Raw genomic sequence first — 24,783 nt, forward strand, 5'->3', positions numbered from 1 at the left:
GCAGACGCGGGGCTTGTTCTTTCGGCAATGGGATAAACGAGCATAAAAGAAGGCCGCCCTTATCGGGGCGGCCTTCTTGTTCTCCCTTCTCCCCTTGCGGGAGAAGGGTCGGGGATGAGGGGGGTTAAACGTACTCCATAAACACCCGGGAGGTGAGCTTGGTGATCAGCTCGTAAGGAATGGTGCCTATCTCCTCGGCGACCCGCTCCACCGGCAAGCCCTCGCCCCAGAGCACGGCCTCGTCGCCGGCCTTGTCGGTGGCGCCTGGGCCGAGATCCACAGTGGTCATGTCCATGGAGACCCGGCCCACCAGGGGGACTATGCGGCCATTGATCAGCACAGAGGTGCCGTTGGGTGCCATGCGCGGGTAGCCATCGCCATAGCCGATGGCGATGACGCCGAGCCGGGTATCCCGGCTCGACACCCAGTTGGCGCCATAGCCCACCGGCTCGCCCGCCTTGTGATCCCGCACCGCGATAAGCTGGGTCTTGAGGGTCATCACGGGTTTAAGATCGTAATCCGCCGCCACCGTGTTCGGGAAGGGGGAGACGCCGTAGAGGATGACGCCGGGGCGCACCCAGTCGCAGTGGGAGTCCGGCCAGGCCAGGATGCCCGCCGAGTTTGCCATGGCACGCTCGCCCTTGAGGGGCGCGGTCAGGCGGCTGAAGAGATCGATCTGCTCGCGGGTGGTGGCTTGCTCGAGCTCATCGGAGCGACTGAAGTGGGTCATGACGTTGAACGGCTGCACCACGTTCTTGCAGCGGGCCAGTCGCTCGATAAAGGCGGGCATCTCATCGGCCCGCACCCCGAGCCGGTGCATGCCGGTGTCGAGCTTGAGCCAGGCCACCACGGGAGCCGGCAACTCGGCTTGCTCCAGGGCCTCGAGCTGCTCCCAGGTGTGCACCGCGGTCTGCAGGTTGTTGGCCGCCAGCACCGGCAGATCGGCGCTCGAGAAGAAGCCTTCCAGCAGCACTATGGGTTTGACCACGGCGCAGGAGCGCAGCATCAGCGCCTCCTCGATGCGGGCCACCGCATAGGCGTCCGCATCCACCAGGGTGCGGGCCACCGGCAGCAGACCATGGCCATAGGCGTTGGCCTTGACCACGGCGATGATCTTGCAGGAAGGCGCGTGGCGCTTGACCACGGCGAGGTTGTGGCGCAGGGCCGAGGTATCGATTTGGGCAATAGCCGCTTTCATCTGTTTTCCCTTACGAGGGCATGATGGCGCACCTGCGCCAGGCACCGAGTGGTGTCATCCCTTGATAGTCATCGTCTAAGGCCGGACCGGCAGAATTGTCGAACCGGGAAAACTGTTGCTGGTATCCGGGGCGATCTCGACCCCGGCTTAGTAATCGTCATCAAACGCCGGGCCGGCATAGTTGTCGAACCGGGAGAACTGGCCCTGGAAGGTGAGGCGCACTCTTCCGATAGGGCCATTACGCTGCTTGCCGATGATGATCTCGGCGATCCCCTTGTCGGGACTGTCGTCGTGATACACCTCGTCGCGGTAGATGAACATGATCAAATCCGCGTCCTGCTCAATGGAGCCGGATTCCCGCAGATCCGAGTTGACCGGTCGCTTGTCGGCCCGCTGCTCCAGGCTTCGGTTCAGCTGGGAGAGCGCCACCACAGGGCATTGCAGCTCTTTCGCCAAGGCCTTGAGGGAGCGGGAGATTTCACCGATTTCCAGGGTTCTGTTGTCAGAGAGCGCCGGTACCCGCATCAGTTGCAGGTAGTCGATCATGATCATGGAGAGGCCGCCGTGCTCGCGGGCGATGCGCCGGGCACGGGAGCGCACGTCGGTCGGGGTGAGGCCGGAGGCGTCATCGATGTACATCTTGCCCTTCTCCAGCAAGAGTCCCATGGTGGAGGAGAGGCGCGCCCAGTCCTCGTCGTCGAGCTGGCCGGTCCGCACCTTGGTCTGGTCAATGCGCCCCACGGAGGCGAGCATACGCATGATGATCTGCTCGGAGGGCATCTCCAGGGAGAAGATCAGCACCGGCTTGTCGGCGGTGAGGGCCGCGTGCTCGCACAGGTTCATGGCAAAGGTCGTCTTGCCCATGGAGGGACGGGCCGCGACTATGATGAGGTCCGAGCGCTGCAGACCGGCGGTCATCTTGTCGAGATCCCCGTAACCGCTTGAGACCCCGGTCACCCCGTTGTGGGGGGTCTTGAACAGCTCCTCAATCTTGTCGACCGTCTGCTCCAGAATAAGCTTCAGGGGCTGCGGGCCCTCGTTGGCGCTGGAGCGCTGCTCGGCAATCTGGAATACCTTGCTCTCGGCAAGATCCAGCAGATCGCCGGAGGTGCGGCCCTGGGGCTCGTAACCCGCTTCGACTATCTCGTTGGCGACCGAGATCATCTCCCGTACCACGGCCCGCTCACGCACGATTTCGGCGTAGGCGTTGATGTTGGCGGCGCTCGGGGTGTTCTTGGCGATCTCCACCAGATAGGCGAAGCCGCCGGACTCTTCCAACTGCTCGGAGCGCTCCAGCTCCTCCTGCAGGGTGATGAGATCGATGGGGTTGCCCGCGTTGGAGAGGCGGGTCATGGCCTGGAAGATCAGGCGGTGGGGACGGCTGTAGAAATCCTTGTCGATCACCCGCTCGGCCACCCGATCCCAGGCCTCGTTATCCAGCATCAGGCCGCCCAGTACGGACTGCTCGGCCTCAAAAGAGTGGGGGGGAACTTTCAGCTGTTGTGTCTTGGCGTCTTTTTTCGCCGTCACTTGCTCTGCCATACACATAAAAACCGCAGCGGGAAGGGGACGGGAATTTTACAAAAGAAACCCCGCCATCGCGAGCGCTAATGCGCGCTATTCACCTCATCCGGTGGCCTGCCTGCTTTCGGGTGGCCGGCTCATCGGCTTCTGGAACCCTCCTTGCCCCTCACAGCACGAGGAAGGGCCAGACCAGGGTCTGATCCTTCGCCTTGGATTTGAGCTTGTTGCGCAGCCTGCGCACCGAACGACTCGGTCGTCTGTTTCTCATGGGCATCCTCCTTGGTGCCCCCGGGAGGGGCAATCTGTTCATGAATAATTCATGCCAGACATGTTAATCATACCCGCAAGCTGCAACACAAAAAGGGACCGGCAGCCTGCCATGCGCCTCGCTGAGCTTGCACAAGCAGAGCATGCCCCCACCTACATGAGAGTGAAAGAGTCAAAATGAAAAAGATGCTGACCCTGTTTGCCGTGATCCTGGCCATTGGCCTTGGGGCACCCATCGCCGAGGCCAAGAAATTTGGTGGCGGCAAATCCTTTGGCAAGAGCTACAAGACGGCACCGGCCCAACCGGCTCCGACTGCAGCTCCCGTGAATGGCAAGAACCCGACCCTGGCTGCGGCGCCCAAGAAGAGCGGCATGATGGGTGGTCTGCTGGGCGGCCTGCTGGCCGGTGGCCTGTTCGCCTACCTGCTGGGCAGCGGCGCCTTCGAAGGCCTGCAGGGCATGGACTTCCTGCTGATCGCCCTGCTGGCGCTCGGTGCCGTGTTCCTGATCCGCGCCCTGCGCAAGAACAAGGCGGCTGCGACCCCACCCCAGGCGGCCTATGCGGGCTATCAGCCACCGTCGGCGCCGCAGCAGTTCGAGCAGAATAACGGCGCCCCGCAGGCGACCGGCTTTGCCGACAGCGACGTCCCCTTCCGCCTGCCGCCAGGCTTTGACATGAACGGTTTCCTGTCCGGTGCCCGCGATCACTATCGCACCCTGCAAGAAGCCTGGAACAAGAACGATCTGGAGAAGGTACGCGAGTACGTGAGCCCGGAACTGTTCCAGCACCTCCAGGCCGAGCGCGCCGAACTGACCGGCGAGCAGCACACCGAAGTGATGTATGTGGACACCCAGCTGGTGCGTGCCGACTACGGCAGCGACTGGGCCCAGGTCAGTGTGCGCTTCAGCGGTCGCTACATGGACCGTCAGGAGCAGGTCGAGGAGGACATCAAGGAGGTGTGGCACCTCGAGCGCAACCTGGCCAAGGACAATGCCCCCTGGCACATCGTCGGCATCGAGCAGCTGTAAGGCGTTATCCCTGTCAGTTTGTTACTAAGCAAGAGGCGGCCAATAGGCCGCCTCTTCTCTTATTTCCTTAATGCCCTGAACATGAGAGTTCGATAGTCGCCATGATGCTCTCCTGAAGTATAAAAAAATAGACCAACAAGCATAGCCTGCTGGTCTGTGGGTCAGACTGACCATCACATTAAACCGGAACCCAAGGGTTCCGGTTTTGTGTGGTGGTTATTAATTGATTGGGTCTATGGGGTCTTTGCCACAGTTATTTGCATTGGCGGGATTAAGGGTGTTGTTGATAAACATCACTTCACCCTTTGGTTGATATTCCGTAGCAGAAATAGTCTGTTTCATTTCCACATACTCTTTGAGCACCCCCGCATCGACCAGACCAGCGTTGATGGTGTTGATCACCGGGTAACCGTCACCACCGGATGCGCTAAAGCTCGGGATGGCAAAACTGTATGTGCTATCGGCATCGAATGCTTTGCCTGCAATTGAGTTGATGGTCACGCTCTTGGCGCCACAGTTAACTTGCATATCGATACCGCCAAACTGGGGATAGCCGCCACCAGTCAGGGTTGCGACTTTGCCCAGATAGGTTACCAGCTCGCTGCCCTTCATGGTGGCCTTGTTGACGGTGTTGCCAAACGGATGGACGGTCAGCACATCCCGATAGGAGATAGTGCCAGCCTGGATGGAAGCCCGCACGCCACCCGAGTTGACGATACCGAAATCTGCCTTCAGCTTTTCTGTGGTCGCGGTCGTGATCAGACGACCCAGGTTGGTCTGCATATAGCGAACGTATTTCCGCTCTCCCATAAGCAGGCCATCAGTAGCACCAATATCGATATTGAGTTCTGCCTCTCCCTTGTCTTGGAAGACTTGGAGGGTAGAAAGCAGCTCTGGATCCTTGATGATCTCATCTTTGATCAACACCATTTTGGTCGGGTCCTTGGTCACGACGCCATTTGCATCGACCGCCTCCCCCTTGGCGTTGCGCTTGATGAGGTTGACCGGGATCAGCTCATAGCTGGTCAGGGTCAGCTTGCCATTCTGGTAGTCGAACTGGGCACGGCCCACATACTTGCCCCACTCGTGAGCCTGCATGATCCAGGTGCCGTTCTGTTGATCCGGCAGGCAGTCGTCACCCGGTTTGAAATTGGCGTACTTGTTCGTGGTACCCGGCTCCATACAGACCGGGTTCTGGGAGTGGCCACCAATGATGCCATCCAGAGTACCTGCCGGCAGCGCCCGGGCCATCTCGACATCACCGGGTGCATTGCTGCCGTGCTGACCATCGGCATAGTGACCCATGTGGGTGATGGCGAAGACCAGATTGGCCTCTTTATTGTCACGGATCTGTTTGCCCAGCCTTGCCGCTTCGCTGGTAGGATCGCGAAACTCCAGGGTTTTCACGTTGTCAGGATCCACCAGCTGGGCAGTATCCTCGGTGGTCAGGCCCAGTACGGCGACCTTGAGGCCGTTCTCCAGCTTGAACACCTTGTAGGGGTCAAAGTAATGCTTGCCGCTGGCCTTGTCATAGATGTTGGCAGACAGCATGGGGAACTGGGCCCACTTGCGCTGTTTTTCCAGCACGCTGAGAGGGTTGTCGAACTCGTGGTTGCCCACCGCCATGGCATCGTATCGGATGCTGTTCATGCCGATGAAATCGGGTTCTGCATCCTGCAGATCGGATTCCGGCACCCCGGTATTCACGTCACCACCGGAGAGCACCAGCACCTCGCTGCCGGCCGCCTTGGCCTCCCCACGCAGACGCTCGACCAGGGTCTTCTGGGCAGCCATACCGTACTCATTTTCAGCGTTGTGCCAGAAACGACCGTGGGTATCATTGGTGTGCAGAATGGTCAGTTTGCAGACATTCTCGCTGCAGGGGGCGACGCTGTCATTGCTTGAGATATTGCAGCCACTCAGCGCGGCGAGCACAGCCAGCGCGACACTTCCTTTGACAAATTTATAATTCATTTCCATATCACCTTGTTATTTTGTTATTGGATGACCCGGTCTCGAGTCGGTCCGTAATATAACAAACAACATGTGACGCTTTTTCATCAGTGACTCACAAATTCCGCCAAATGTGATCACCAGCGCAACCTGTCTCTTCATATTCCCATTATGCGCCCCTGCCCAGCCGCATCATTTCATCGGTGGTGATGGCAGCCGGCCGGAAACAGTTATGGCATACTTCCCGCCAATCGATGCCAAGGAGAGCCGTGAATGGCAAAATACGACAAGATTTCCCCCGAGACCCAGCAGGAGGCGATGAAGGTAGCCCGCGCCAACCAGAAGCCGGGGCAGACCAAGGAGCAGACCCAGCTGATCGCCCAGGGGGTCCAGAAGGGCATAGACGAATACAAGAAGCAGATGAAGGCGCGAGCCCGGGAGGCGAACCGCCAGAAGAAGCAGCAAGCCAGGGCGAAGCCGCCACAGCAGGGCGAGCATGAGGAAGAGGCCCATGAGATCGAGCTTGTCGAGGTCACTCGCCAGCACCCGCTGCCATGGGCATTGCTGGTGCTGAGCTGGCTAGCCTTTGGCTGTGCCTGGATCTGGCTGCGCTGATCCCTTGCCTGGCAAACCTTTGCCCTGGGATCGGCCTCACAGCCCGGGGCCGGCGCGCTGGTCATTACTCGCCCCGGCTGCTTACACTCTTCCCCCCTTGTCTGGAGACCCCCATCATGAATCCGGCCCCCCTCTATCTGCTGGCCCCCCTTGTACTCTTTATCGTGACCCTGGTGCTCTATCGCATCTCTCCCCTGCGAGCGGTCGCCGCCGGCAACGCCCGCTGGTTTATCCTGCCCGCCTTCACCCTCTTCATCCTGCTCATCGTCATCAATGGGGCGGCAGACCCGAGCCTGCGCAGCCCCGGCTTTCACTGGCTGATGCCGGGGCTTGGCTTCGCGCTCTGCCTGTTCCCGGCACTGCCCAAGGCGCTGGTGCCGCGCCTGGCCATCAAGGAGGGGGCCTTCGCCGCCCTCGGCCTGATGCTGATGAGCCTGGCCATGGTCTACTGACCGGTTGGCCGTTGGCATGACTCAAGGGGCTCTCCCCTTCTTGTACAAACAATGGCCTTCAGGCATCTTGGTGGGCGGATAACCGGCAAGGAGGCCAAATGAACAATCCGCCCGATTTCATGGCGCAGTGGGATTATCAGGATCCCGCCGCCACTGCCCTGCGTTTTCAAGCACTACTGCCCGAGGCACGCGTTACCGATCTGCAGTACGAACTGGAGCTGCTCACCCAGATAGCCCGCACCCATTCGCTGCAGCGCCAGTTTTCACAGGCCCACCAGTTGCTCGACGAGATAGAACCCCGCCTCACCGACGCCACCCCGCGGGCCCGCCTTCGCGCCTTGCTGGAGCGTGGCCGCACCTTCAACTCCGCCGGCGACAAGGCCAGCGCCAGAGTCCTGTTCGAACAGGCCTGGCAGCAGGGGGTGAAGCACGAGGAGCGCTATCTGGCCATCGACGCGGCCCACATGGTGGCCATAGCCGCCCCGCTGGAGGAGCAAAGCCGCTGGCATCAGCTGGCGATGGAGTTGGCCGAACACAGCCAGGACAAGCGAGTGCGCGGCTGGCTCGCCACCCTCTACAACAATCAGGGCTGGACCCTGTTCGAGCTGGGACGCCTCGATGAAGCCAGAGCCTGTCAGCAGAAGTGCCTGGCCTGGCACCAGCAGCACGACAACCAGGGCAAGGCCTTTATCGCCCGCTGGAGCCTGGCACGGCTGAGCCGGGCCCAGGGCCTGCACGAACAGGCGCAGGCCGAACTCAGCCAGCTGCGGGACGACATGGCCGCCGCCGGCGTCCCCGAGGATGGCTATGTATTTGAAGAGCTGGGGGAGAATGCGCTGGCGCTGAATGATCCAACTGTGACCGAATACTTTGCCCGCGCCTGGTTTCTGCTGTCACAGGATGGCTGGTTCAAGGCCAACGAGGCAGAGCGGCTGGCCAGGCTCAAGCGCCTCGCCAAGCTCTGACGGCGCGCCACAAAAAGAGCGGGCGGCTCACGCCGCCCGTCGCTCAGGCCAAGCCCCCCTCTTCCCAGCCCTGCTTCTTGCGATAAATGAGGGAGTGAAGGGCTGATCTCCAACCCCGCGGCCTTAAGCCTTAAGCCAGGCTCGCCTCTTCCCACCCCTGCTTCTTGCGATAAATGAGGGAGTGAAGGGCTGATCTCCAACCTCGCGGCCTTAAGGCTTAAGCAAGACTCGCCTCTTCCCACCCCTGCTTCTTGCGATAAATGGTCGAGGGGCTGATCTCCAGCAGCGCCGCCGCCTTGGGGATGTTGCCGTCACAGCTGGCGATGGCCTGCTCTATGGCCTCCTTCTCCACCAGCCAGAGCGGGCGCACCGGCGGCGGGGTCGGCATGGGCTCGGCCTGGATCTCGGGAGTTGCCTCGGCAGGGAAAGGCATCGGGAGTGCACGGCCGCCGTTGAGCGGCGGCGGCAGTATCTCCTTGCTCACCAGCTCGCGATCGTTGAGCACCACTATGTTGCGCACCACATTCTGCAGCTCGCGCACGTTGCCGGGCCAGGGGTAATCGAGCAGCACCCGCACGGCATCGGCATCGAAATCCTTGAAACGTTTGTGCTCCTCCTTGGCATATCGCAGCAAGAGGTCCCGCGCCAGCAGCAGTATGTCTTCACCGCGCTCGCGCAGGGGGGGCAGGGAGAGCGGGATCACATGCAGCCGGTAGTAAAGATCCTCGCGAAAACGCCCCGCCTTCACCTCCACCAGGGGATCCCGGTTGGTGGCGCAGACGAAGCGCACGTCCACCGTCTCCACCTTGCCGCTGCCGACCCGCTGCAGGGTGCCGGTCTGGATGAAACGCAGCAGCTTGCTCTGCAGGTCGAGATCCATCTCGCAGATCTCGTCGAGGAACAGGGTGCCGCCGTCCGCCAGGCTGGCCGCCCCCTTGCGATCCCCCTGGGCACCGGTAAAGGATCCCTTCACATGGCCGAAGATCTCGCTCTCCATCAGGTCATGGGGAATGGCGGCGCAGTTGAGCGCGATGAAGGGCTGATCCCGGCGCGGGCTGCACTGATGGATGGCCTCGGCACAGACCTCCTTGCCGGTGCCGCTCTCCCCCGTGATGAAGACGGTCGCCTTGCTCGGCGCCGCGCTCTCTATGATGCGATAGACAGCCTGCATCGCCATGGAGGCACCGATGAAGCCCGCAAAGGCGCTGCGCTCGAAGTTCTCCCTATACTGGGCCACCAGCGAGCTGAGCTGCTGATGCTTGAAGGCGTTGCGGACGGTGGCACAGAGCCGCTTGCCGTCGAACGGCTTGGTCAGGAAATCGAAGGCACCGCAGCGCATCGCCTCCACCGCCACGTCCACCGAGCCGTGGGCGGTGATCACCACCACCGAGCAGGGCAGTTGCTGCTCGGTGATCTGCTGCAGTATGGCCATGCCGGACATGTCGGGCAGTTCGAGGTCGAGCAGCACCACGGGGGGCGGGCTGGCCAGCAACTGTGCCAGTGCCTGCTGGCCACAATCGGCCAGCACTACGTCATAGCCATCCTGAACCAGGTACTGCTCATAGACGACGGCCAGACTGCGGGTATCTTCCACCAGCAGGACACGGGGTTTGCTTTCAGCCACGAGATCCATCCTTGCGATTGATTTTGTTGTCTATTCTGGGGGCTAGCCGCCACACACTCAAGACGGGCCCCTGCTTTCTCCGGCCTATCCTGGCGCGACACAAGCAAAAACGGCTCCCTGGGGAGCCGTTTTCATCGCGTTTACCGCTTATTTCTTCGCGTCATCGCCTTCGGCGGTTGGCTTTTCGATGGCCAGCAGCTCGACGTCAAATACCAGCACGGCGTTGGCCGGGATGGAGCCTGCACCGTGCTCGCCATAGGCCAGCTTGGAGGGCAGGAAGAACTTGAACTTGGAACCGACCGGCATCAGCTGCACGCCTTCGGTCCAGCCCGGGATCACCTGGTTGAGCGGGAAGGTGGCCGGCTCGCCGCGATCGACGGAGCTGTCGAACTTGGTGCCATCGGTCAGGGTACCGGTGTAGTGCACCTTGACGATGTCGGTGGCCTTGGGCTTGGCGCCATCACCCAGCTTCTCGACCTGATACTGCAGGCCGGATTCGGTGCTCTTCACGCCCTCTTTCTTGGCGTTGGCGGCCAGGTACTCTTCACCCTTCTTCAGGTTTTCCACCGCATCCTTGTCAGCCTTGGCCTTGGTCAGTTCGTTGATCTTGGCGTCGTATTCCTGCAGGACCTTCTGGATCTCCTCGTCAGTCATGCTGGCTTCCTTGCCCAGACCGTCGGTCACACCCTTGAGGATGACGCTGTTGTCCAGCTTGATGCCGAGCTCCTGCTGACGCTCCAGGGTATTGGCGATATAACGACCCATGGAGAGGCCGATCGCATAGCCGGATTGCTCTTCAAAGCTCTTGGCTGCTGCCTTGGGAGCCTCTGCCGGCTTGCTGGCTTCTGCCTTGACCTCTGCGGTGTTCGCAGCAGGCTTCTCATCTTTTTGGCAAGCAGTCAGACCCACGGCAACCGCCGCAGCCAACAGGGACACCTTCAGAAAATTGTTCATCAGTTTCTCCAAAACTCTAAATACCGCTCTCGGTTCCTTCGTGAAATGAGAGGTTTATCGTGATAAGCGCCTTATACTAACGCCGTGATCGCAGGTAACGAAAGCATGAGACAGGAAAAATGATCAAAAGTGCCATTTATCTCATCGGTATCTGCCTGATGCTGACAGGGTGCGAACAGAGCTCACTTCCCGGTGAGCAGATCCGCCTCGCCAACCAGGGCTTGCTGAGTGCGGATCTCGCCAGTTCCGGCAAGCAGGCCATCGTCTCCAGCCTGGGACAGGGCACTGTGGTCTGGGATCTGGAACAGGGCAAGGAACGCTGGCGCTGGCGTCAGAGCGAGGACCAAGAAGAGTTCGTCACCCTCACCCGCTTCTCCCCGGGCGACAGCCACGCCATCACCGCCACCCAGCGCACCTTTGCCATCTGGCGCCTGCAAGATGGTCGCTCCCAAGGCTACTATTCACTTCCTGAATCCAGCCTGAGGGATGCAGCACTCTCGGCCGACGGTCGTCTGGTGCTGATCGGCCGCGAAGATGGCAAGGCGGAGCTGGTGGACACCCAGACCGGGCGCAGGCTGCAGTTCCTCGGCCACAGCGAGCAGGTCAATACGGTGGATCTCTCCGCCAATGGCCGCTACGCCCTCACCGGCGGCAACGACTACAGCGCCTATCTGTGGGATACCCGCAGCGGCCAGGTGGTGTGGCGTTTCAACCACGGTGGCCGGGTGGTGATGGCGAGACTGGATCCGGCGGGGCGCTTCGCCTTCACCGCCGACAGTCGTCAGGCCAGCATCTGGGATCTGACAACTGGCAAGGAGGTGAGCCGGCTGCAGTTCGCGCACCGCTTCGAGGTCTACACCAGCGCCCGGTTCGTCAAGGATGGCGACTGGCTCGTCACCGGCGCCCCCTCCCGTCAGCTCTCCCTGTGGCAGGTGAGCGATGGCAGCCTGCTGCAAAGTTGGCGCGTCTCTCCCCATCCCAAGGTGAAACCACCGAGCGCTGTGGTCTATGGCGTGGCTTTGCGCGACAATGGCCACCTCGTCAGCGCCAGCTCCAGTGGCCTGGCCGAAATCTGGACTATCAAGTAAGGACCAAGAGGCCCATGACTCAGCAAGTTAACGATCGTCTCGAGACCCTGGAAAGCCGTCTCGCCTATGCCGAATACACGGTGGAGCAACTCAACGAAGAGGTGACCACCCAGGGCCGTGAACTCGACCGGCTCAAGCATCAGATCCAGCTGCTGGTGGACAAGCTGCAGAGCGTGCAGCCGAGCCAGATCGCCAGCATGGCCGAAGAGATGCCGCCCCCGCACTACTGAGTGCGCCGCCATAAAAAAACCCGCACGCAGCGGGTTTTTTCATCTTGCCAGTCGGCAGATCAGTGGTGATGGCCCTTGCCACCGCAACCACCGCCGCCACAGCAACCGCCGTGACCCTGCTCGTCGCCGTGGTCATGACCGTGATCGTGGCCGTGACCGCCGCAGCAACCACCGTGGTCATGATCGTGGTCGTGGTCGTGATCATGGCCATGATCGTGACCGCAGCCACCGGCACCGTGCACGTGGCCATGAGCCAGCTCTTCGGCGGTGGCGGCACGCACGTCCTTGATCTCGACCTTGAAGCCCAGGGTCACACCGGCCAGCGGATGGTTGCCATCCACCTTGATGAACTCTTCGGAGACTTCGATGACGGTCACCGGACGGTGGCCATCGTCGGTCTCGGCCACAAAAGTATCCCCTTCAGACACTTCCATGCCATCGAACAGCTCGCCGGGCACTTCTTGCACCAGGTTCTCGTCATACTCGCCATAGGCCTGGCTTGGCGTCAGGGTGACGTCGAACGCCTCGCCCACGCTGCGGCCTTCCAGCTCGGCTTCGAGGCCGGAGACCAGATAACGGGTACCGTGCAGATACACCAGAGGCTCTTTACCGACAGTGGTGTCGATGACTTCACCGTGTTCGTCGGTGACCGTGTATTCCAGCGTAACCACGCTCAGGGGAGCTACTTTCATGTCAGGGATCCTGCGGATAGAAAAAAACGGGCCCAGAATACCTTAAAAAGGTGGCCAAGCATATGATCTGCCCCGCTCCGCCATGCCGAAAAAGTCAGCAGTCCAGAACGAGCCTTGCCCCACCCCGGGTATTATCAAGAGGCCCCTCACTGGAGGCGAAACACCTTTATGAGCGGTTCAGCCTCGCGGATGGCCTGGTCTACCCCGGCCATCCGGCGGTACGTCATTCGGGACGAAAGACCCCTATGACCTGTTCGGCCTCGCGGGTCGCCTTGTCCACCTCGGCCTGGGTCTGCACCTGGGTATCCCCGCAGTCGACACAAGTCACCTTCTCGACTCCATGCTCCATATACAGCATCATGGTGTCCATCTTGCCGCACGCCGGGCAAACCGCACCGGCAATGAAGCGTTTTTTACGTCTGGTTTCCATTTGTGTTACCTCCAGGCAGCATCATATCAGGGTTTTTACATGCATCACGCCATCGAATATCAGCATTTTTCCACTCCTTGCCTGCAGGTCGGCCCCCGCAAACGCTCCCCCCTGGGTCAGCTGCTGCGCGTCACCCGGGGTGCGGCACTGCTGAGACTCGGCTCCCATGAGCTGTTGCTGACGGCGGGCAGCCACTTCTGGCTGTGCGCCGATGCCCTCGCCGCCTTCACTCCCCTGGCGGGTTGTCAGCATGATCGGCTGACCTGCTCGGTGCGGGTGGCGCAACCGGCCCAGGCTGGCTGGTTACAACCCACCCCGCTGATGGACGCCCTGCTGGACAGCCTGGCCGCCTGGTCCAGGCCCCGTGACTGGCAGGAGGCCTATGGCCACCGGCTGCGGGTCATCGGGGACGAGTTGCAGGCGTGCGCCATCCTGGCGCAGGTGGATCAGCCGCTGCAAGGTGCCTGGCGCGCCCTGGCCGGTCAGTCTGAAGGCAGCGCCGCGGCCTGGCAGGCTTGCCTCACCCAGCGCGGCATCGTGGATCCCGCCCTGGCAGCCGATGCGCTCGGTGCCCAGTGGCAGTTGCTGCAGGGGGTACGCCTGCTCAGAAGTGGCAGCAAGCCGGCCCAGGTGGTGGCAAAGCTCGGTTACCGGGATGAACAGGATTTGGCGCAGGCGTGCCAGCACTGGCTCGGGCTGACGCTGGAGGCGGTGGCCTCCCCCCAGTGAACCGGACGAGAAAATAAATGAGGGTGACAGGGTCCAGTTTTGCGGCTCGCGGTCGCTAATAACCGTTAATAACAACGGCATCATCCTGGTCATCATCCTCTATGCTGAACACCAGATTGACCGTCACCGATTAGATCAACAGGACATCCGCCATGACGAGCAAGGCCAACCAATCCCAGGGCATGTTGCTGTTTCACCTCTCTGCCAGGCAATCCTTCGCCATCGGCACCCTCAAGGTGAAGGAGATAGTCCCCTACACCCAGCTCACCGCCCTGCCCCATTCGCACCCGACCGTGCTCGGGGCGGCCAGCATGCGGGGCACCACCATCCCCGTGATCGACATGGCGATGGCGGTGGGCTATCGCCCCATCAGCCGGGAGGAGATGCCCAGCTGCTTCATCATCATCACGGATTGCCGCCGCACCCTGGTGGGCTTCCTGGTGCGGGGCATCGACAAGATCACCGAGTGCAACTGGCGTGACATAGAGCCGCCGCCCCCTTCCCTCGGTCAGAACGTCTTCGTCACCGGGGTGACCAAGGTGGGCGAGCAGTTGATCCAGCTGCTGGACGTGGAGTTGATCCTGTCCCGGGTCTATCCGGACGATCCCAGCCACCTCTATCCCGTGCTGACCGATGTGCAGCGCGAACGGCTCAAGCCGATGCGGATCCTGCTGGTGGACGACTCCTCCGTCGCCCGCCGCCAGCTGATGGCGGCCCTCGATTACATCAACATTCCCTACGAGGTGTGCACCAACGGGCGCGATGCCCTCAGCCTGATGCAGGCCAGGGTCGCTCAGGGCAGCCGGATCGACATCCTGGTGAGCGACATAGAGATGCCGGGGCTGGACGGTTACGAGCTGGCCTTCGAGGTGCAGAGCGATCCCAGGCTGGCGGAGGCCTACATCATTCTGCACACCTCCCTCTCCAGCGAGATCAGCGTGGAGCGGGCCCATCAGGTCGGCGCCCACGAGGCACTGACCAAGTTTGAAGCCAACGAGCTGATCCAGGCGATGCTGCGCGGCGCCGAACACCACGATCGCCTGCCCGCCTGATACCGCGGCGGGCCATGGGCTCGCCGCCCCTTTCCTCTTCTGCTGCCCCGAGTCGTTGCATGCTGACAGAAAGCCACTTCCACGCCCCCTGGTGGGCGCACAATGCCCATCTGCAAACCATATTGCCGAAGTGGCTGCGCCGCTCACCGGCCCGCTTCATCCCTGAACGGTTCGAACTCGCGGATGGGGACTTCGTCGACCTTGCCTGGAGCGGGGCCATCAGCCCGGATGAGCGGCCGCTGCTGGTGCTGTTTCACGGTCTGGAGGGCAGCATTCACTCCCACTATGCCAAGGGGCTGTTTGCCCACCTGCAGCGGCAGGGGAACGACGCCGTGCTGATGCATTTTCGCGGCTGCAGCGGCGAGCCGAACCGGCTGCTGCGGGCCTATCACTCCGGCGCCATCGAGGATGCAGAGGCGCTGATCGCCGAGCTGGGTCGCCGTTTTCCCGGCAAGCCGCTGATCGCCATCGGCTACTCCCTGGGGGGCAACATGCTGGTCAATCTGCTGGCGCGGGCCTGTCCGGATGAACTGACCGCCGCCGTGGTGATCTCGGCGCCGCTGCAACTGGCGAGCTGCGCCGACAGGGTCAATCAGGGGTTCTCACGGGTCTATCAGAGCTACCTGCTGCGCACCATGAGGGCCAATCTGCAGAGCAAGATCCGCCAACAAGCCGCAGCCCGCTGGCAACCGGAGCAGGTGAGCCGCATCGCCACCCTGCGCGACTTCGACGAGCAGGTCACGGCCCCGCTCCATGGCTTCGACAGCGCCGATCACTACTATCAGACCTGCTCCGGCCTTGATCTGCTGGCGCACATCACCATCCCGACCCTGATCATCCACGCCGCCGACGATCCCTTCATGACCGGGGCCGTGATCCCCAGACCGGAGCAGCTCTCCCCCATGGTGCGCTACGAGCTGAGCCGGCGCGGTGGCCACGTGGGCTTCCTGCACGGTACCCCCTGGCGGCCCCGCTTCTGGCTGGAGGAGCGCATCAGCCAGTGGCTGCGGGAGCAGACTCAGGACGCCAGGCGGTAGCCGTTGCGTCCTGCCTCCTTGGCTTCATAGAGGGCGCCGTCCACCCGCTCGAGCAGCATGACCAGGCTCTCCCCCGGACGCCACTGGGCGATCCCCTGGCTCAGGGTGAGATGGGGAGCCACATCGGAGCCCTCGTGGGGCAGCGCCCGGGCCGCCAGGGTGGCGCGAATGCGCTCCGCCACCTCCTGGCCACCGGCCAACGTCGTCTCCTGCAGCAACACCACAAACTCCTCCCCGCCGTAACGGGCCACCAGATCGCCGGGTTCCCGCACGCTCTCCTCCAGACACTCGGCCACCAGGATCAGGCACTCATCCCCCGCCTGATGGCCGTAGTGGTCGTTGTATCGCTTGAAGAAATCCACATCCAGCAGGATCACGGTGAGCGGTGTCTCCAACGTCGTGCCCTGTGCGATGGCGCGCTTGCAGACCTGATCGAAGTGTCGGCGGTTGGCGAGCCCGGTCAGGGGATCCTGATGGGCCATGGCGTCCATCTTGCGTGCCAGCATCAGGTTGTCATATTCGCGTGACACCGCCAGCTCGAACCAGCCGTTGAGCATCCGCCGCCCCGTCTCCAGGACGATCAACAAGCCCCCGACCGCCAGCCAGTGCACAGCGACGGACGGCACCATCACCCAGCGCTCCTCGAACAGCAGGAAGAGCAGAGGTGGGGCACTCAGGCAATAGAAGACGCGCCATTCGTAGTAGAAGGCGATCAGGGCCGTCAGCAGCAACAGGCTGACGATGTTGAATGCCAGACTGAATCCCCCTCTGAGCTCTATGGTGGCAATGGCATAGGCCGTCAGCGCCCAGGCCAGTCCCCACAGCAGGACGCAACCCCAGAGCCAGGGCTGCCATCTCGGTGTCCCCTGGCGAGAGGACCAGCGCCAGCCCAGAGGAAGCAACACGCTGGCCAGAATCACTAGGCCTATCTGCCACTCATACCCCCAGGGCAGCCCCTCAATCCGCACCGGCCGGGCATCCTGATAGATATAAAAGCGCGCCAGCAGATAGAGGATGGCCAGCTGGTTGATGGCCCAGAACCAGCGCAGCCCCGCGCTCAGAGCGCGCCGCCGCGCATCATGAAGGTGCTGGTCAAACTCACTGCTTGGGCGACGCTGTTCAGCTGATCGCATGAATACCCTCTCCCGGGCCGAGATAAACTCCTTGCGCTTGCCGGTCAGACACCGACAATATCCGCATCGCTATGACTGAAGATGAAATCATGATTATCCCCTGGCAAGAACTGGATCCAGATACCCTCAACAACCTGCTCGAGCATTTCGTCCTGCAAGAGGGCACCGAATACGGCGAACAGGATGTCAGCCTGGCCGACAAGGTTGAAGAGGTCAGACAGCAATTACTACAAGGTAGTGCCGTGCTCGTCTACAGCGAGTTGCACGAGAGTGTCAACGTCGTGCCCAAGACGCATTTGAGCAATGCGCCGAGGGACGACTATCCGGCAGAGTGACACCAGAGCTGGAACACGAGCTGAACAATGTCCGGCCCGGGCCCTGCCGAGCACGAAAGGCGTTCAGTTCAGGGGGAAGATGGGCGGCTCGCCCGATGAGACAGGCGCTTCGAACAGGCTTGTTTTGCCTCCGTCGCAGACTGTCGCGGCGCCGATAGAGGCCCGCAGCCGGGAGCATGGGGGGCTCATGATGTCGCCCGCGTTGCAAGGCGCACTTGACCGCACTTTGAACCTGCCTTTATAACGGAACTCCCAAGGAAGAGAGAATTCTATGTCGGCCAAGCATCCCATCATCGCGGTTACCGGTTCCTCCGGTGCCGGCACCTCCACCTCCACCAACGCCTTCCGCTCCATGTTCCACCAGCTCGGATACAAGGCGGCCGTGGTCGAGGGGGACAGTTTTCACCGCTATACCCGGCCCGAGATGGACGTGGCGATCCGCAAGGCGCGCGAGCAGGGGCGCCACATCAGCTACTTCGGCCCCGAGGCCAACGACTTCGGCCTGCTGGAATCCTTTTTCCAGGAGTACGGCCAGAGCGGCAGCGGCCAGTACAGACGCTACCTGCACAGCTTCGACGAGGCGGTCCCCTTCAACCAGATGCCGGGCACCTTCACCCCCTGGCAGGCGTTGCCGGGAGAGACGGACCTGCTGTTCTACGAAGGGCTGCATGGCGGCGTGGTGACCGGCGAACACAACGTGGCCCGTCACGTGGACTTTCTCATCGGCGTGGTGCCCATCGTCAACCTGGAGTGGATCCAGAAGCTCATTCGCGACACCTCGGAGCGCGGCCACTCCCGGGAGGCGGTAACCGACTCCATCGTCCGCTCCATGGATGACTACATCAACTTCATCACCCCGCAGTTCTCCCGCACCCACATCAACTTCCAGCGGGTGCCGACGGTGGACACCTCCAACCCCTTCAGCGCCAAGGTGATACCCAGCCTGGACGAGAGTATGCTGGTGATCCGGTTTCGGGGCATCAAGCAGGTGGACTTCCCCTACCTGCTGTCGATGATAGACGGGGCCTTCATGTCCAGGATGAACACCATAGTGGTGCCGGGGGGCAAGATGGGTTTCGCGATGGAGCTGATCCTGCGCCCCCTGATCCAGCAACTGTTAGAAACCGGCAAGATCACCTGAGCCAAGGAGCTTATGATGCGCGGTGCACTTCTCTCATTCACACTGGCAGCCCTGCTGGGCGGTTGCAGCACTGGCCCCGCCGCCCCCACGGTCGAGACGGGCACCATGGTGGTCCGTCCGGCAGACAACTGGGCCTACGGGGCGACGCCACGCTATGCGCTGGCGGAGCAGTTCCAGTACGCGGGCAACAGCGCCGCACCCTGGCTGGAGCCGGTGCAGCAGGCCGTCACCCAGGCGCTCGATGGCAAGGGCTGGCAGAGCGTGCCCCTCGATGAGGCCGACGTCTGGGTCGCCATCGGGGTGGCGGGCAGCCAGGACATGAGCGATGGGGAGATATTCTCCCGCATCGGCATGACCCCAGGCCTCAATGCCGCCGCCGATGCCCGCAAGGGCACCCTGGCCATACTGCTGATCGACAGGCGCACCCAGCAAAGCGTCTGGAGCAGCGCCATCCAGCTCGCCAGCGACGTGCCCGTCGCCGAGGACGCCCGCAGCCAGCTGAGCCAGCAGCTCGCCGCTCAACTCCTGGACTCCCTGCCTGCTCAATGAGCGCCCCATAACACAACGGCCTGCTTCAAGCAGGCCGTTGTGGATACACGCCGTTGCACGGCATGAGGATTACTTCAGTTCACAGGTCAGCAGGGTCACGCCGTTCTTGACCAGGGTGGCCTGTTTGTCCTGACGGGAGAAGGTGGTCACCCCATCGGAATAGCTGGCGGTCTCTTTGGGTGATTCGATGCGACCCAGCTTGTGATAGACCCCGGCATAAGGGAACTGCACCATGTCGGCCTGGGCATCATAGGTGATAGCCAGCAACTCTTCCCCACACTGATACTGGCTGTATTGATACTGGGTGGGCTGTGGCATGCTGCAGGCAGCCAGCCCGAACAGAGGAAGCAACATCATTATTTTTTTCATCGCACTTTCCTTATGTCATGGCGTTATCGACGGGACAAACTACAACTATCAAGCTTCAACGATTTGATAACTATGGGTAATTTCTACCGCTTTTTCCAACATCAGGGAAACGGAACAGTACTTCTCCATCGACAAGTCGACCGCGCGGGCAACCTGTTTCTCGGCCAGCCCCTTGCCGGTCACGACGAACTTGAGGTGGATCTTCTCAAACACCCGGGGCACTGAGTCAGCACGGGCCCCTTCCAGCTCCACATGACAGGCGGTCACGCTCTGGCGCGCCTTCTCCAGAATGGAGACCACATCGATGGAGCTGCACCCACCGACAGCCAGCAGGATCATCTCCATCGGGCTGGCACCTTCGCCCGGGTTGGCGCCGTCCAGCGTCACTTGATGACCGGACTCGCTCTCGCCCACAAACTTCATGCCTTCCACCCAGCTGACCTTGGCTTTCATCTCACTTTTCCTCTCAATGACGACGGTTCTGACGCCCATAGCATACCTCAAGCAGGGGTCGAGTGGCACATGCCCCGTCACGTTGCGCCACATCCGATTTGATGATCGCCTCGCCCCGGCGCCACGACTTGCTCCGAAACCGCGGCAGACCCTGACGGAAATAGATCGAAATCAACATCTTCCTCCCCCTTCTTGCCTAGAATGGCCCGAATGGCGCAGCAGATCGATGTACACAGATGGACACCAAAGTCCCAAAGCCTTGTCAGCACAGACAAAGGCTCTTATTCTACTGCGACCAAAGACTAAGGAATGGCAAGCTTGGCAACTTGCCTGGACGCACAGTCCATAAAAATGACACTACAGAGGAAGTCTCATGATCATTGGCAAACCGCAAAGCGATCCCACCCTCGAGTGGTTCTTGTCGCATTGCCACATTCATAAGTATCCCGCCAAGAGCACCCTTATTCACGCCGGTGAAAAAGCGGAAACCCTCTACTACATCGTCAAGGGTACAGTCGCCGTCCTGATCAAGGATGACGAGGGCAAGGAGATGATCCTCTCCTACCTGAATCAGGGGGATTTCCTGGGCGAGATGGGGATGTTCGAAGAGAACGAGAATCCGGAGCGTTCCGCCTGGGTACGTGCCAAAGGCGCCTGTGAAGTCGCCGAGATCTCCTACAAGAAGTTCCGCCAGCTGATCCAGGTCAACCCGGACATCCTGTTGCGCCTCTCCGGCCAGATGGCCAAGCGCCTGCAGCACACCAGCCAGAAGGTCGGCAACCTCGCCTTCCTGGACGTGACCGGCCGGATTGCCCAGACCCTGCTGAACCTGGCCAAGCAGCCGGACGCCATGACCCACCCGGATGGCATGCAGATCAAGATCACCCGCCAGGAGATAGGCCAGATCGTCGGCTGCTCTCGCGAAACCGTCGGCCGCATCCTCAAGATGCTGGAAGAGCAGGAGCTCATCTCGGCCCACGGCAAGACCATAGTGGTGTTTGGCACCCGCTGACCGGGTTCCCCGACGGCTCAGCACAGGGTCGTTGGATAAAAAAGGCTGCCACGGCAGCCTTTTCTGATCTCCTCCCCTATAATCCCGCACGCCCTTCCCCGGCCTCAACCAAGCGAGTGTGTATGCATCTTCAATGTCCCCTGTGCCGCAGCCCCCTGCATCTTCATGAAGCCTCCCGCGGGGTCTATTGCGACAACAAGCACCATTTCGATCCGGCCCCGGAAGGTTATCTGGATCTCATCCCGGGCAAGAAGGATCCCAAGGACAGCGACAGCCGGGCCCTGCTGCGCGCCAAGCGCCGCTTCCTGGAGCAAGGGCACCAGCTGCCCCTGGTGGAGGCCATGGCAACCCTGCTGGCACCGCTCGGCGAGCGCGAGCTGATCCATCTCGGCTGTGGTGAGGGGTACTACTGCCGCGCCCTGGCAGAGCGCCTGCCGGGCTGGCAGTTTGGCGGCCTCGATCTGGCCAAGAACGCCATCTTCGCCGCCAACAAGGCGCAGCCCGACGGCCATTTCGTCATCGCCGATCCGGCCAAGGCGCCGCTGCTGGCCGGCTCCGCCCAGGTGCTGCTGGTCAACGATCTCAAGATCAAGACAGAGCTGCTGGTCAGCCTGCTGACCCCGGGCGGCTACCTGCTTCACCTGCAACCGGGCCCGCGCCACCAGTGGCAGCTGAGGGTCAGCCTCAACCCGGTGAGCATGGAGCACCCCCTCAGCTGGCCAGCCCTGGCCGGGCTAGTCCCCGTTGAGCGGCAACGCTGCCAGTTCTCCATGACCATGGATCAGGCTCTGCGCGCCCATGTGCTGGAAACCAGTCGCCTCGGCTGGCGCGCCGGCGGTGAACAGCGTCACGCCTTCACCCAGCAGGGGCCGGACGAGCTTGAACAGGATCTGCTGCTGAGCCTGTGGCAGAAGCCGCTCTGAGCTGTCTATCCCAGATGAAAAAAAAGGCCCATACGGGCCTTTTTAGTCTGCGCGGCATGGCGTCCTGGCCTTGCCGCTTGCAGCAAGGAATCAGGGACGGCAGCGGATCTTCACCTGGAAGCCTGACCAAGGAATGGGGCCTTGGCCCCATTCCTGATGACCATCAGTTGCAGCTGGCAGCCCCCTGATCCACCCAGACATCGTGCTTGCCCGGCTCGTTGCCTTTGCTCCAGTACTTGGCTTTCCATTTGCGGCCATTGTGAGTGGTCAGGTCACCGGCGTTGTAGGCCACAGCGGCATTCCAGCCGAGCTGCACCTGGCTCACCAGCTTCCACTGATCGGCGGCCGGGCCCGGCTCGTTGCCCTGGGTCCAGTACTTGGCCTGCCACACCAGCTGCTTGTGGCTCACCTTGTCATTGGTGTTGTAGACGGCGCCGGCACTCCAGGCCGGCCAGTTGGCCGCGTCTGGATCGGTGGCACTGCATTCACCACCACCGCTTGCCGGGGTGACGGTAAGCCGGGTCTGGCCCTGGGTATCCAGGGCGCCATCGGTCACGGTGACAGTCAGATCGTAATCCGTGTTGACCGCCACGCTAGGGGCCGTCAGCACCAGGGTCTTGCTGCTCTGGCCGCTGGCGGTCAGACCGGCCGGCACCGCCCACTGATAGCTCAGGCTGTCGCCATTGGGGTCGGTGGCATTGGCGGTAATGCTCACCTGCATGCCCGCCTGCACCGAGGCGGGAGCCAGCGCGGTCAGCACGGGTGGCTGGTTGGGCGGTGGTGCCTGGTGGGTCACCACCACGCGGTCCACGCCCGCCAGTCCCTGCTCATCGGTGACGGTCAGCTCGAACGTCAGCTGGGTATCTTGGGCGACTGTGCCCAGACTCAGCCTGGCTCGCGCCTGCTCCGCATCCCTCAGGGAGGCCTGCGGACCGCCGACCTGGCGCCATTGATAACGCAGGGCACCGTTCTCCGGATCCCGGGAGGCGGCACCGTCGAGCACCAGCTCGGCAGGGCCCGTGGTACGCATATCGCCACCGGCATTGGCCAAGGGGGGCTGGTTGATGGCAGGCGGCGGCAGGATGGGGTCTGCACTTACCTCACTTACCCCCGCATCACCGGCCACGATCCGTGCGTCTATGGTCTGGTGCATGATGCGCCACTGATCGGCGAAGAAGATACCCTCTGGCCTACCCGACGTCATAAGGTTGCTCATTCGGTAAGGATCTGCAGACCCTGTATGCCACAACCCCAGGTTGTGGCCCAGCTCGTGGCTCAGGGTCAGCGACTGCCCATAGACGGTGATATTGCCGGGGCAGGCGCTCCGATAGCCAGCACGCGGCGCACTATCTTCTGGCCCAATGCCGAAGGACAAACCAGCCCCCGAACCACTGCACTCCCTGGCATCATCTTTGTAGCTACGCATGACATAGATGTTGGAGAAGACTTGGTCCGTGTTCGGGATCCAGCCCTCCCGCAGCGGCGCCCCTAATTCCGAGCCATCCGTCTCATAGACTTGACCATCACCATTCTTGTCCCATTCGTGTACCAAGATGCCGTGATCCACCCAGTTGAGGCGGATGTTGTAGGGAGCAAAACGTCTGCTCATGTCCGCCATGATGATGGCGCCGTCATCCCACAGGTGGGTCTGGCGCTCGCCGGGGAAGGCGATGTAGCTGTAGGAGAGGCTGAGCGCCTTGGGGGCTGTGATAAACAGCCGCACCTGCTCCACCAGCCTGTCGCCCGCCAGAATATCGAGCCAGGTTTCCCCTGCGGCCAGACCCTGCAACTGCAACCTGTCCTGAGTTTCCCCCGTTACCAGTTGCAGACTGACCAGTTCGGGGTTGGCGATGCGATAACTCAGCGGCTGCGGGCCCGGCACCTTGCCGATCAGCAGCGCCTCCGGCACGCCCTGGCTGCTGAGCAGCTTCTGCTTGGTAGCAGACCCCAAGCCTGGATCGAAGGCCAGCTGGTTGGCAGGGTCTGGCAGCACCAGGGCATAAGGGTTTGCCTCGCGCACCTGCTGCCCCTCGGCCGCCAACCAGAGTTCCCCCTCCTCATTGGAGCTGAAGCCCTGCTCATCCGGGCCAGAAACATAAGTCAGGCGGAACTCATAGTCTTGATCCGCCCGCACCTTGATGGGGGCGGTCGGGATCAGCTGTGTACCGCCGCTGAGCTGTATGCTCCCCTCGTATACAGGCTCGCCACTCTCGATGTCGGTGAGGCGCAGGCTGAACTGGCGGTCGTTGCCGCCCCAGACCCCCTCCTGCACCCTGAACAGGGTGATCTCCAGCTCGTCCCCGCTCAGGGGGTGCTCGGCCGAGGCGATACGGATAGTTCGACTCAGGCTCTGACCGGGACGCTGTTTCAGCAGGCCATTGCTGACAGAGGGCTCCTGCCAGAGGGTGCTCAGGGGTTGAATCAGACTCGGCACGGCCACGGCGGGATCATAGACGGTGACGGGCAGGGAGAAGGTAGAGGTGCTTGCGCCAACCTTCTTGTAGCCTGGCTCCAGAGGCAGGCCGTTATCGCGCACCTCGTACTTCGCCAGATAGCTGCCGACCTGCTGAGTGTTCACACCGCTGAGCTGCTTGATGCGGCCGCTGAGATCCCCATCGTTCTCGTCCCAGGCCGTCATCTGAGGGGCGAAGGTCGCCCCGAGCGGCAGTTGCAGGACGAAGCCATCGACCCAGGCCTCCTGACTGTAGAGGCGTGGCTTGGTCTGATCCTTGCGAAACTCGCCTGTGGTGCTGTTCTGCTGGGCCAGAGCCTGCGGCCCCCATGCGGCCAGCAGGGCGAGCATGCCCCCCTGCACCGCCAGATTTACCTTGTTTTTTTTCATCTGCATTCCGTGATTTCCCTATTATTGGCACCTGCTTCGGTGGCAGGGGCGTCGTTGTTATTGCGTTGACATGAGCACAGAGTTAAACCCCAGCCGAGGCGGGGTTTGCCTGGCGCGGCGACATGAAGGGGGAAGGCAAGCAGGGCGCCAACCAGACAGGTCGACAGTGAGGAGGGGTGGACTTTGC

Annotated in this window: 25 protein-coding genes; 14 read left to right on the forward strand and 11 right to left on the reverse strand. The window is 61.9% G+C overall.

The window, feature by feature from the left end:
- Positions 1-124 precede the first annotated feature (124 nt).
- Together alr and dnaB are read right to left on the reverse strand one after the other, a co-directional pair.
- Complete coding sequence (gene alr / locus ACB030_RS04485; RefSeq protein ID WP_371158366.1) at positions 125-1,198, reverse strand: alanine racemase; 1,074 nt, start codon at positions 1,196-1,198, stop codon at positions 125-127.
- A gap of 147 nt (positions 1,199-1,345) precedes the next feature.
- The gene (gene dnaB / locus ACB030_RS04490; protein ID WP_005330482.1) at positions 1,346-2,740 is read right to left on the reverse strand and encodes a replicative DNA helicase; all 1,395 of its coding nucleotides are present in this window, start codon (positions 2,738-2,740) and stop codon (positions 1,346-1,348) included.
- A 426-nt stretch (positions 2,741-3,166) separates the two neighbouring features.
- On the opposite strand from dnaB, the gene ACB030_RS04495 reads away from it, so the two are divergent.
- A complete protein-coding gene (locus ACB030_RS04495) occupies positions 3,167-4,018 on the forward strand; it encodes a Tim44 domain-containing protein (protein WP_371158368.1) in 852 nt (283 codons plus the stop codon).
- A 219-nt stretch (positions 4,019-4,237) separates the two neighbouring features.
- Here the strand turns inward: ACB030_RS04495 and ushA are convergent, their stop codons facing one another.
- Positions 4,238-5,992 (reverse strand): bifunctional UDP-sugar hydrolase/5'-nucleotidase UshA, encoded by a 1,755-nt coding sequence (gene ushA / locus ACB030_RS04500; protein WP_371158370.1) that lies wholly within the window; start codon positions 5,990-5,992, stop codon positions 4,238-4,240.
- A gap of 252 nt (positions 5,993-6,244) precedes the next feature.
- On the opposite strand from ushA, the gene ACB030_RS04505 reads away from it, so the two are divergent.
- The 3 genes from ACB030_RS04505 (at position 6,245) to ACB030_RS04515 (ending at position 8,003) form a co-directional block, all read left to right on the forward strand.
- A complete protein-coding gene (locus tag ACB030_RS04505) occupies positions 6,245-6,586 on the forward strand; it encodes a DUF2956 domain-containing protein (protein ID WP_371158372.1) in 342 nt (113 codons plus the stop codon).
- A 116-nt stretch (positions 6,587-6,702) separates the two neighbouring features.
- Positions 6,703-7,038 (forward strand): hypothetical protein, encoded by a 336-nt coding sequence (locus ACB030_RS04510; protein ID WP_043132774.1) that lies wholly within the window; start codon positions 6,703-6,705, stop codon positions 7,036-7,038.
- A gap of 98 nt (positions 7,039-7,136) precedes the next feature.
- Positions 7,137-8,003 carry a tetratricopeptide repeat protein gene (locus ACB030_RS04515; protein ID WP_371158375.1) on the forward strand — a complete coding sequence of 289 codons (867 nt, stop codon included), beginning with the start codon at positions 7,137-7,139 and terminating at the stop codon, positions 8,001-8,003.
- Positions 8,004-8,220: 217 nt separating this feature from the next.
- Here ACB030_RS04515 and ACB030_RS04520 read toward each other — a convergent pair whose 3' ends face one another.
- Complete coding sequence (locus ACB030_RS04520; protein WP_371158377.1) at positions 8,221-9,627, reverse strand: sigma-54-dependent transcriptional regulator; 1,407 nt, start codon at positions 9,625-9,627, stop codon at positions 8,221-8,223.
- 147 nt (positions 9,628-9,774) lie between these two features.
- Positions 9,775-10,581, reverse strand: a complete 807-nt coding sequence (gene fkpA / locus ACB030_RS04525; RefSeq protein ID WP_371158379.1) for an FKBP-type peptidyl-prolyl cis-trans isomerase — start codon at positions 10,579-10,581, stop codon at positions 9,775-9,777.
- 119 nt (positions 10,582-10,700) lie between these two features.
- Between fkpA and ACB030_RS04530 the strand changes: the two genes are divergently transcribed.
- Complete coding sequence (locus ACB030_RS04530) at positions 10,701-11,669, forward strand: WD40 repeat domain-containing protein (RefSeq protein WP_371158381.1); 969 nt, start codon at positions 10,701-10,703, stop codon at positions 11,667-11,669.
- 14 nt (positions 11,670-11,683) lie between these two features.
- Positions 11,684-11,899 (forward strand): SlyX family protein, encoded by a 216-nt coding sequence (locus ACB030_RS04535; RefSeq protein ID WP_371158383.1) that lies wholly within the window; start codon positions 11,684-11,686, stop codon positions 11,897-11,899.
- Positions 11,900-11,958: 59 nt separating this feature from the next.
- On the opposite strand, the gene ACB030_RS04540 is transcribed toward ACB030_RS04535, so the two are convergent.
- Positions 11,959-12,591 carry a peptidylprolyl isomerase gene (locus ACB030_RS04540; RefSeq protein ID WP_205641139.1) on the reverse strand — a complete coding sequence of 211 codons (633 nt, stop codon included), beginning with the start codon at positions 12,589-12,591 and terminating at the stop codon, positions 11,959-11,961.
- Between the two features lie 223 nt (positions 12,592-12,814).
- Positions 12,815-13,021 (reverse strand): YheV family putative zinc ribbon protein, encoded by a 207-nt coding sequence (locus ACB030_RS04545; RefSeq protein ID WP_033130616.1) that lies wholly within the window; start codon positions 13,019-13,021, stop codon positions 12,815-12,817.
- Positions 13,022-13,060: 39 nt separating this feature from the next.
- Between ACB030_RS04545 and ACB030_RS04550 the strand changes: the two genes are divergently transcribed.
- The 3 genes from ACB030_RS04550 to ACB030_RS04560 all read left to right on the forward strand — a co-directional run bounded on the left by ACB030_RS04550 (position 13,061) and on the right by ACB030_RS04560 (position 15,839).
- Complete coding sequence (locus ACB030_RS04550; protein ID WP_371158386.1) at positions 13,061-13,750, forward strand: hypothetical protein; 690 nt, start codon at positions 13,061-13,063, stop codon at positions 13,748-13,750.
- 152 nt (positions 13,751-13,902) lie between these two features.
- Positions 13,903-14,802 carry a chemotaxis protein CheV gene (locus ACB030_RS04555; RefSeq protein ID WP_283941886.1) on the forward strand — a complete coding sequence of 300 codons (900 nt, stop codon included), beginning with the start codon at positions 13,903-13,905 and terminating at the stop codon, positions 14,800-14,802.
- Positions 14,803-14,861: 59 nt separating this feature from the next.
- Positions 14,862-15,839, forward strand: a complete 978-nt coding sequence (locus tag ACB030_RS04560) for a hydrolase (RefSeq protein ID WP_371158388.1) — start codon at positions 14,862-14,864, stop codon at positions 15,837-15,839.
- On the opposite strand, the gene ACB030_RS04565 is transcribed toward ACB030_RS04560, so the two are convergent.
- Entirely contained in the window at positions 15,821-16,972 is a 1,152-nt protein-coding gene (locus tag ACB030_RS04565; RefSeq protein WP_371158389.1) for a membrane-associated sensor domain-containing protein, read from the reverse strand. The two genes, ACB030_RS04560 and ACB030_RS04565, sit on opposite strands and share 19 nt — an antisense overlap.
- An 89-nt stretch (positions 16,973-17,061) precedes the next feature.
- Here ACB030_RS04565 and ACB030_RS04570 point away from each other — a divergent pair, with 89 nt between their 5' ends.
- The 3 genes from ACB030_RS04570 to ACB030_RS04580 all read left to right on the forward strand — a co-directional run bounded on the left by ACB030_RS04570 (position 17,062) and on the right by ACB030_RS04580 (position 18,997).
- Positions 17,062-17,307, forward strand: a complete 246-nt coding sequence (locus tag ACB030_RS04570; protein WP_371158519.1) for a YheU family protein — start codon at positions 17,062-17,064, stop codon at positions 17,305-17,307.
- A gap of 271 nt (positions 17,308-17,578) precedes the next feature.
- Entirely contained in the window at positions 17,579-18,448 is an 870-nt protein-coding gene (locus ACB030_RS04575; RefSeq protein ID WP_005330514.1) for a phosphoribulokinase, read from the forward strand.
- A 15-nt stretch (positions 18,449-18,463) separates the two neighbouring features.
- Positions 18,464-18,997 carry a DUF4136 domain-containing protein gene (locus ACB030_RS04580; RefSeq protein WP_371158391.1) on the forward strand — a complete coding sequence of 178 codons (534 nt, stop codon included), beginning with the start codon at positions 18,464-18,466 and terminating at the stop codon, positions 18,995-18,997.
- A gap of 69 nt (positions 18,998-19,066) precedes the next feature.
- On the opposite strand, the gene ACB030_RS04585 is transcribed toward ACB030_RS04580, so the two are convergent.
- On the reverse strand, positions 19,067-19,366 hold the full coding sequence (locus tag ACB030_RS04585; RefSeq protein WP_205641133.1) for a hypothetical protein: 300 nt from the start codon (positions 19,364-19,366) through the stop codon (positions 19,067-19,069).
- 48 nt (positions 19,367-19,414) lie between these two features.
- Positions 19,415-19,819 carry an OsmC family protein gene (locus ACB030_RS04590; protein ID WP_106885955.1) on the reverse strand — a complete coding sequence of 135 codons (405 nt, stop codon included), beginning with the start codon at positions 19,817-19,819 and terminating at the stop codon, positions 19,415-19,417.
- A gap of 373 nt (positions 19,820-20,192) precedes the next feature.
- Here ACB030_RS04590 and crp point away from each other — a divergent pair, with 373 nt between their 5' ends.
- Together crp and ACB030_RS04600 are read left to right on the forward strand one after the other, a co-directional pair.
- Positions 20,193-20,831, forward strand: a complete 639-nt coding sequence (gene crp / locus ACB030_RS04595; RefSeq protein WP_025328082.1) for a cAMP-activated global transcriptional regulator CRP — start codon at positions 20,193-20,195, stop codon at positions 20,829-20,831.
- 122 nt (positions 20,832-20,953) lie between these two features.
- Positions 20,954-21,754, forward strand: a complete 801-nt coding sequence (locus ACB030_RS04600; RefSeq protein ID WP_371158394.1) for a putative RNA methyltransferase — start codon at positions 20,954-20,956, stop codon at positions 21,752-21,754.
- Positions 21,755-21,917: 163 nt separating this feature from the next.
- On the opposite strand, the gene ACB030_RS04605 is transcribed toward ACB030_RS04600, so the two are convergent.
- Entirely contained in the window at positions 21,918-24,596 is a 2,679-nt protein-coding gene (locus ACB030_RS04605) for a carbohydrate-binding protein (RefSeq protein ID WP_371158396.1), read from the reverse strand.
- Positions 24,597-24,783 lie beyond the last annotated feature (187 nt).

Source organism: Aeromonas sp. S16(2024) (assembly GCF_041403065.1).
Classification (GTDB): domain Bacteria; phylum Pseudomonadota; class Gammaproteobacteria; order Enterobacterales; family Aeromonadaceae; genus Aeromonas.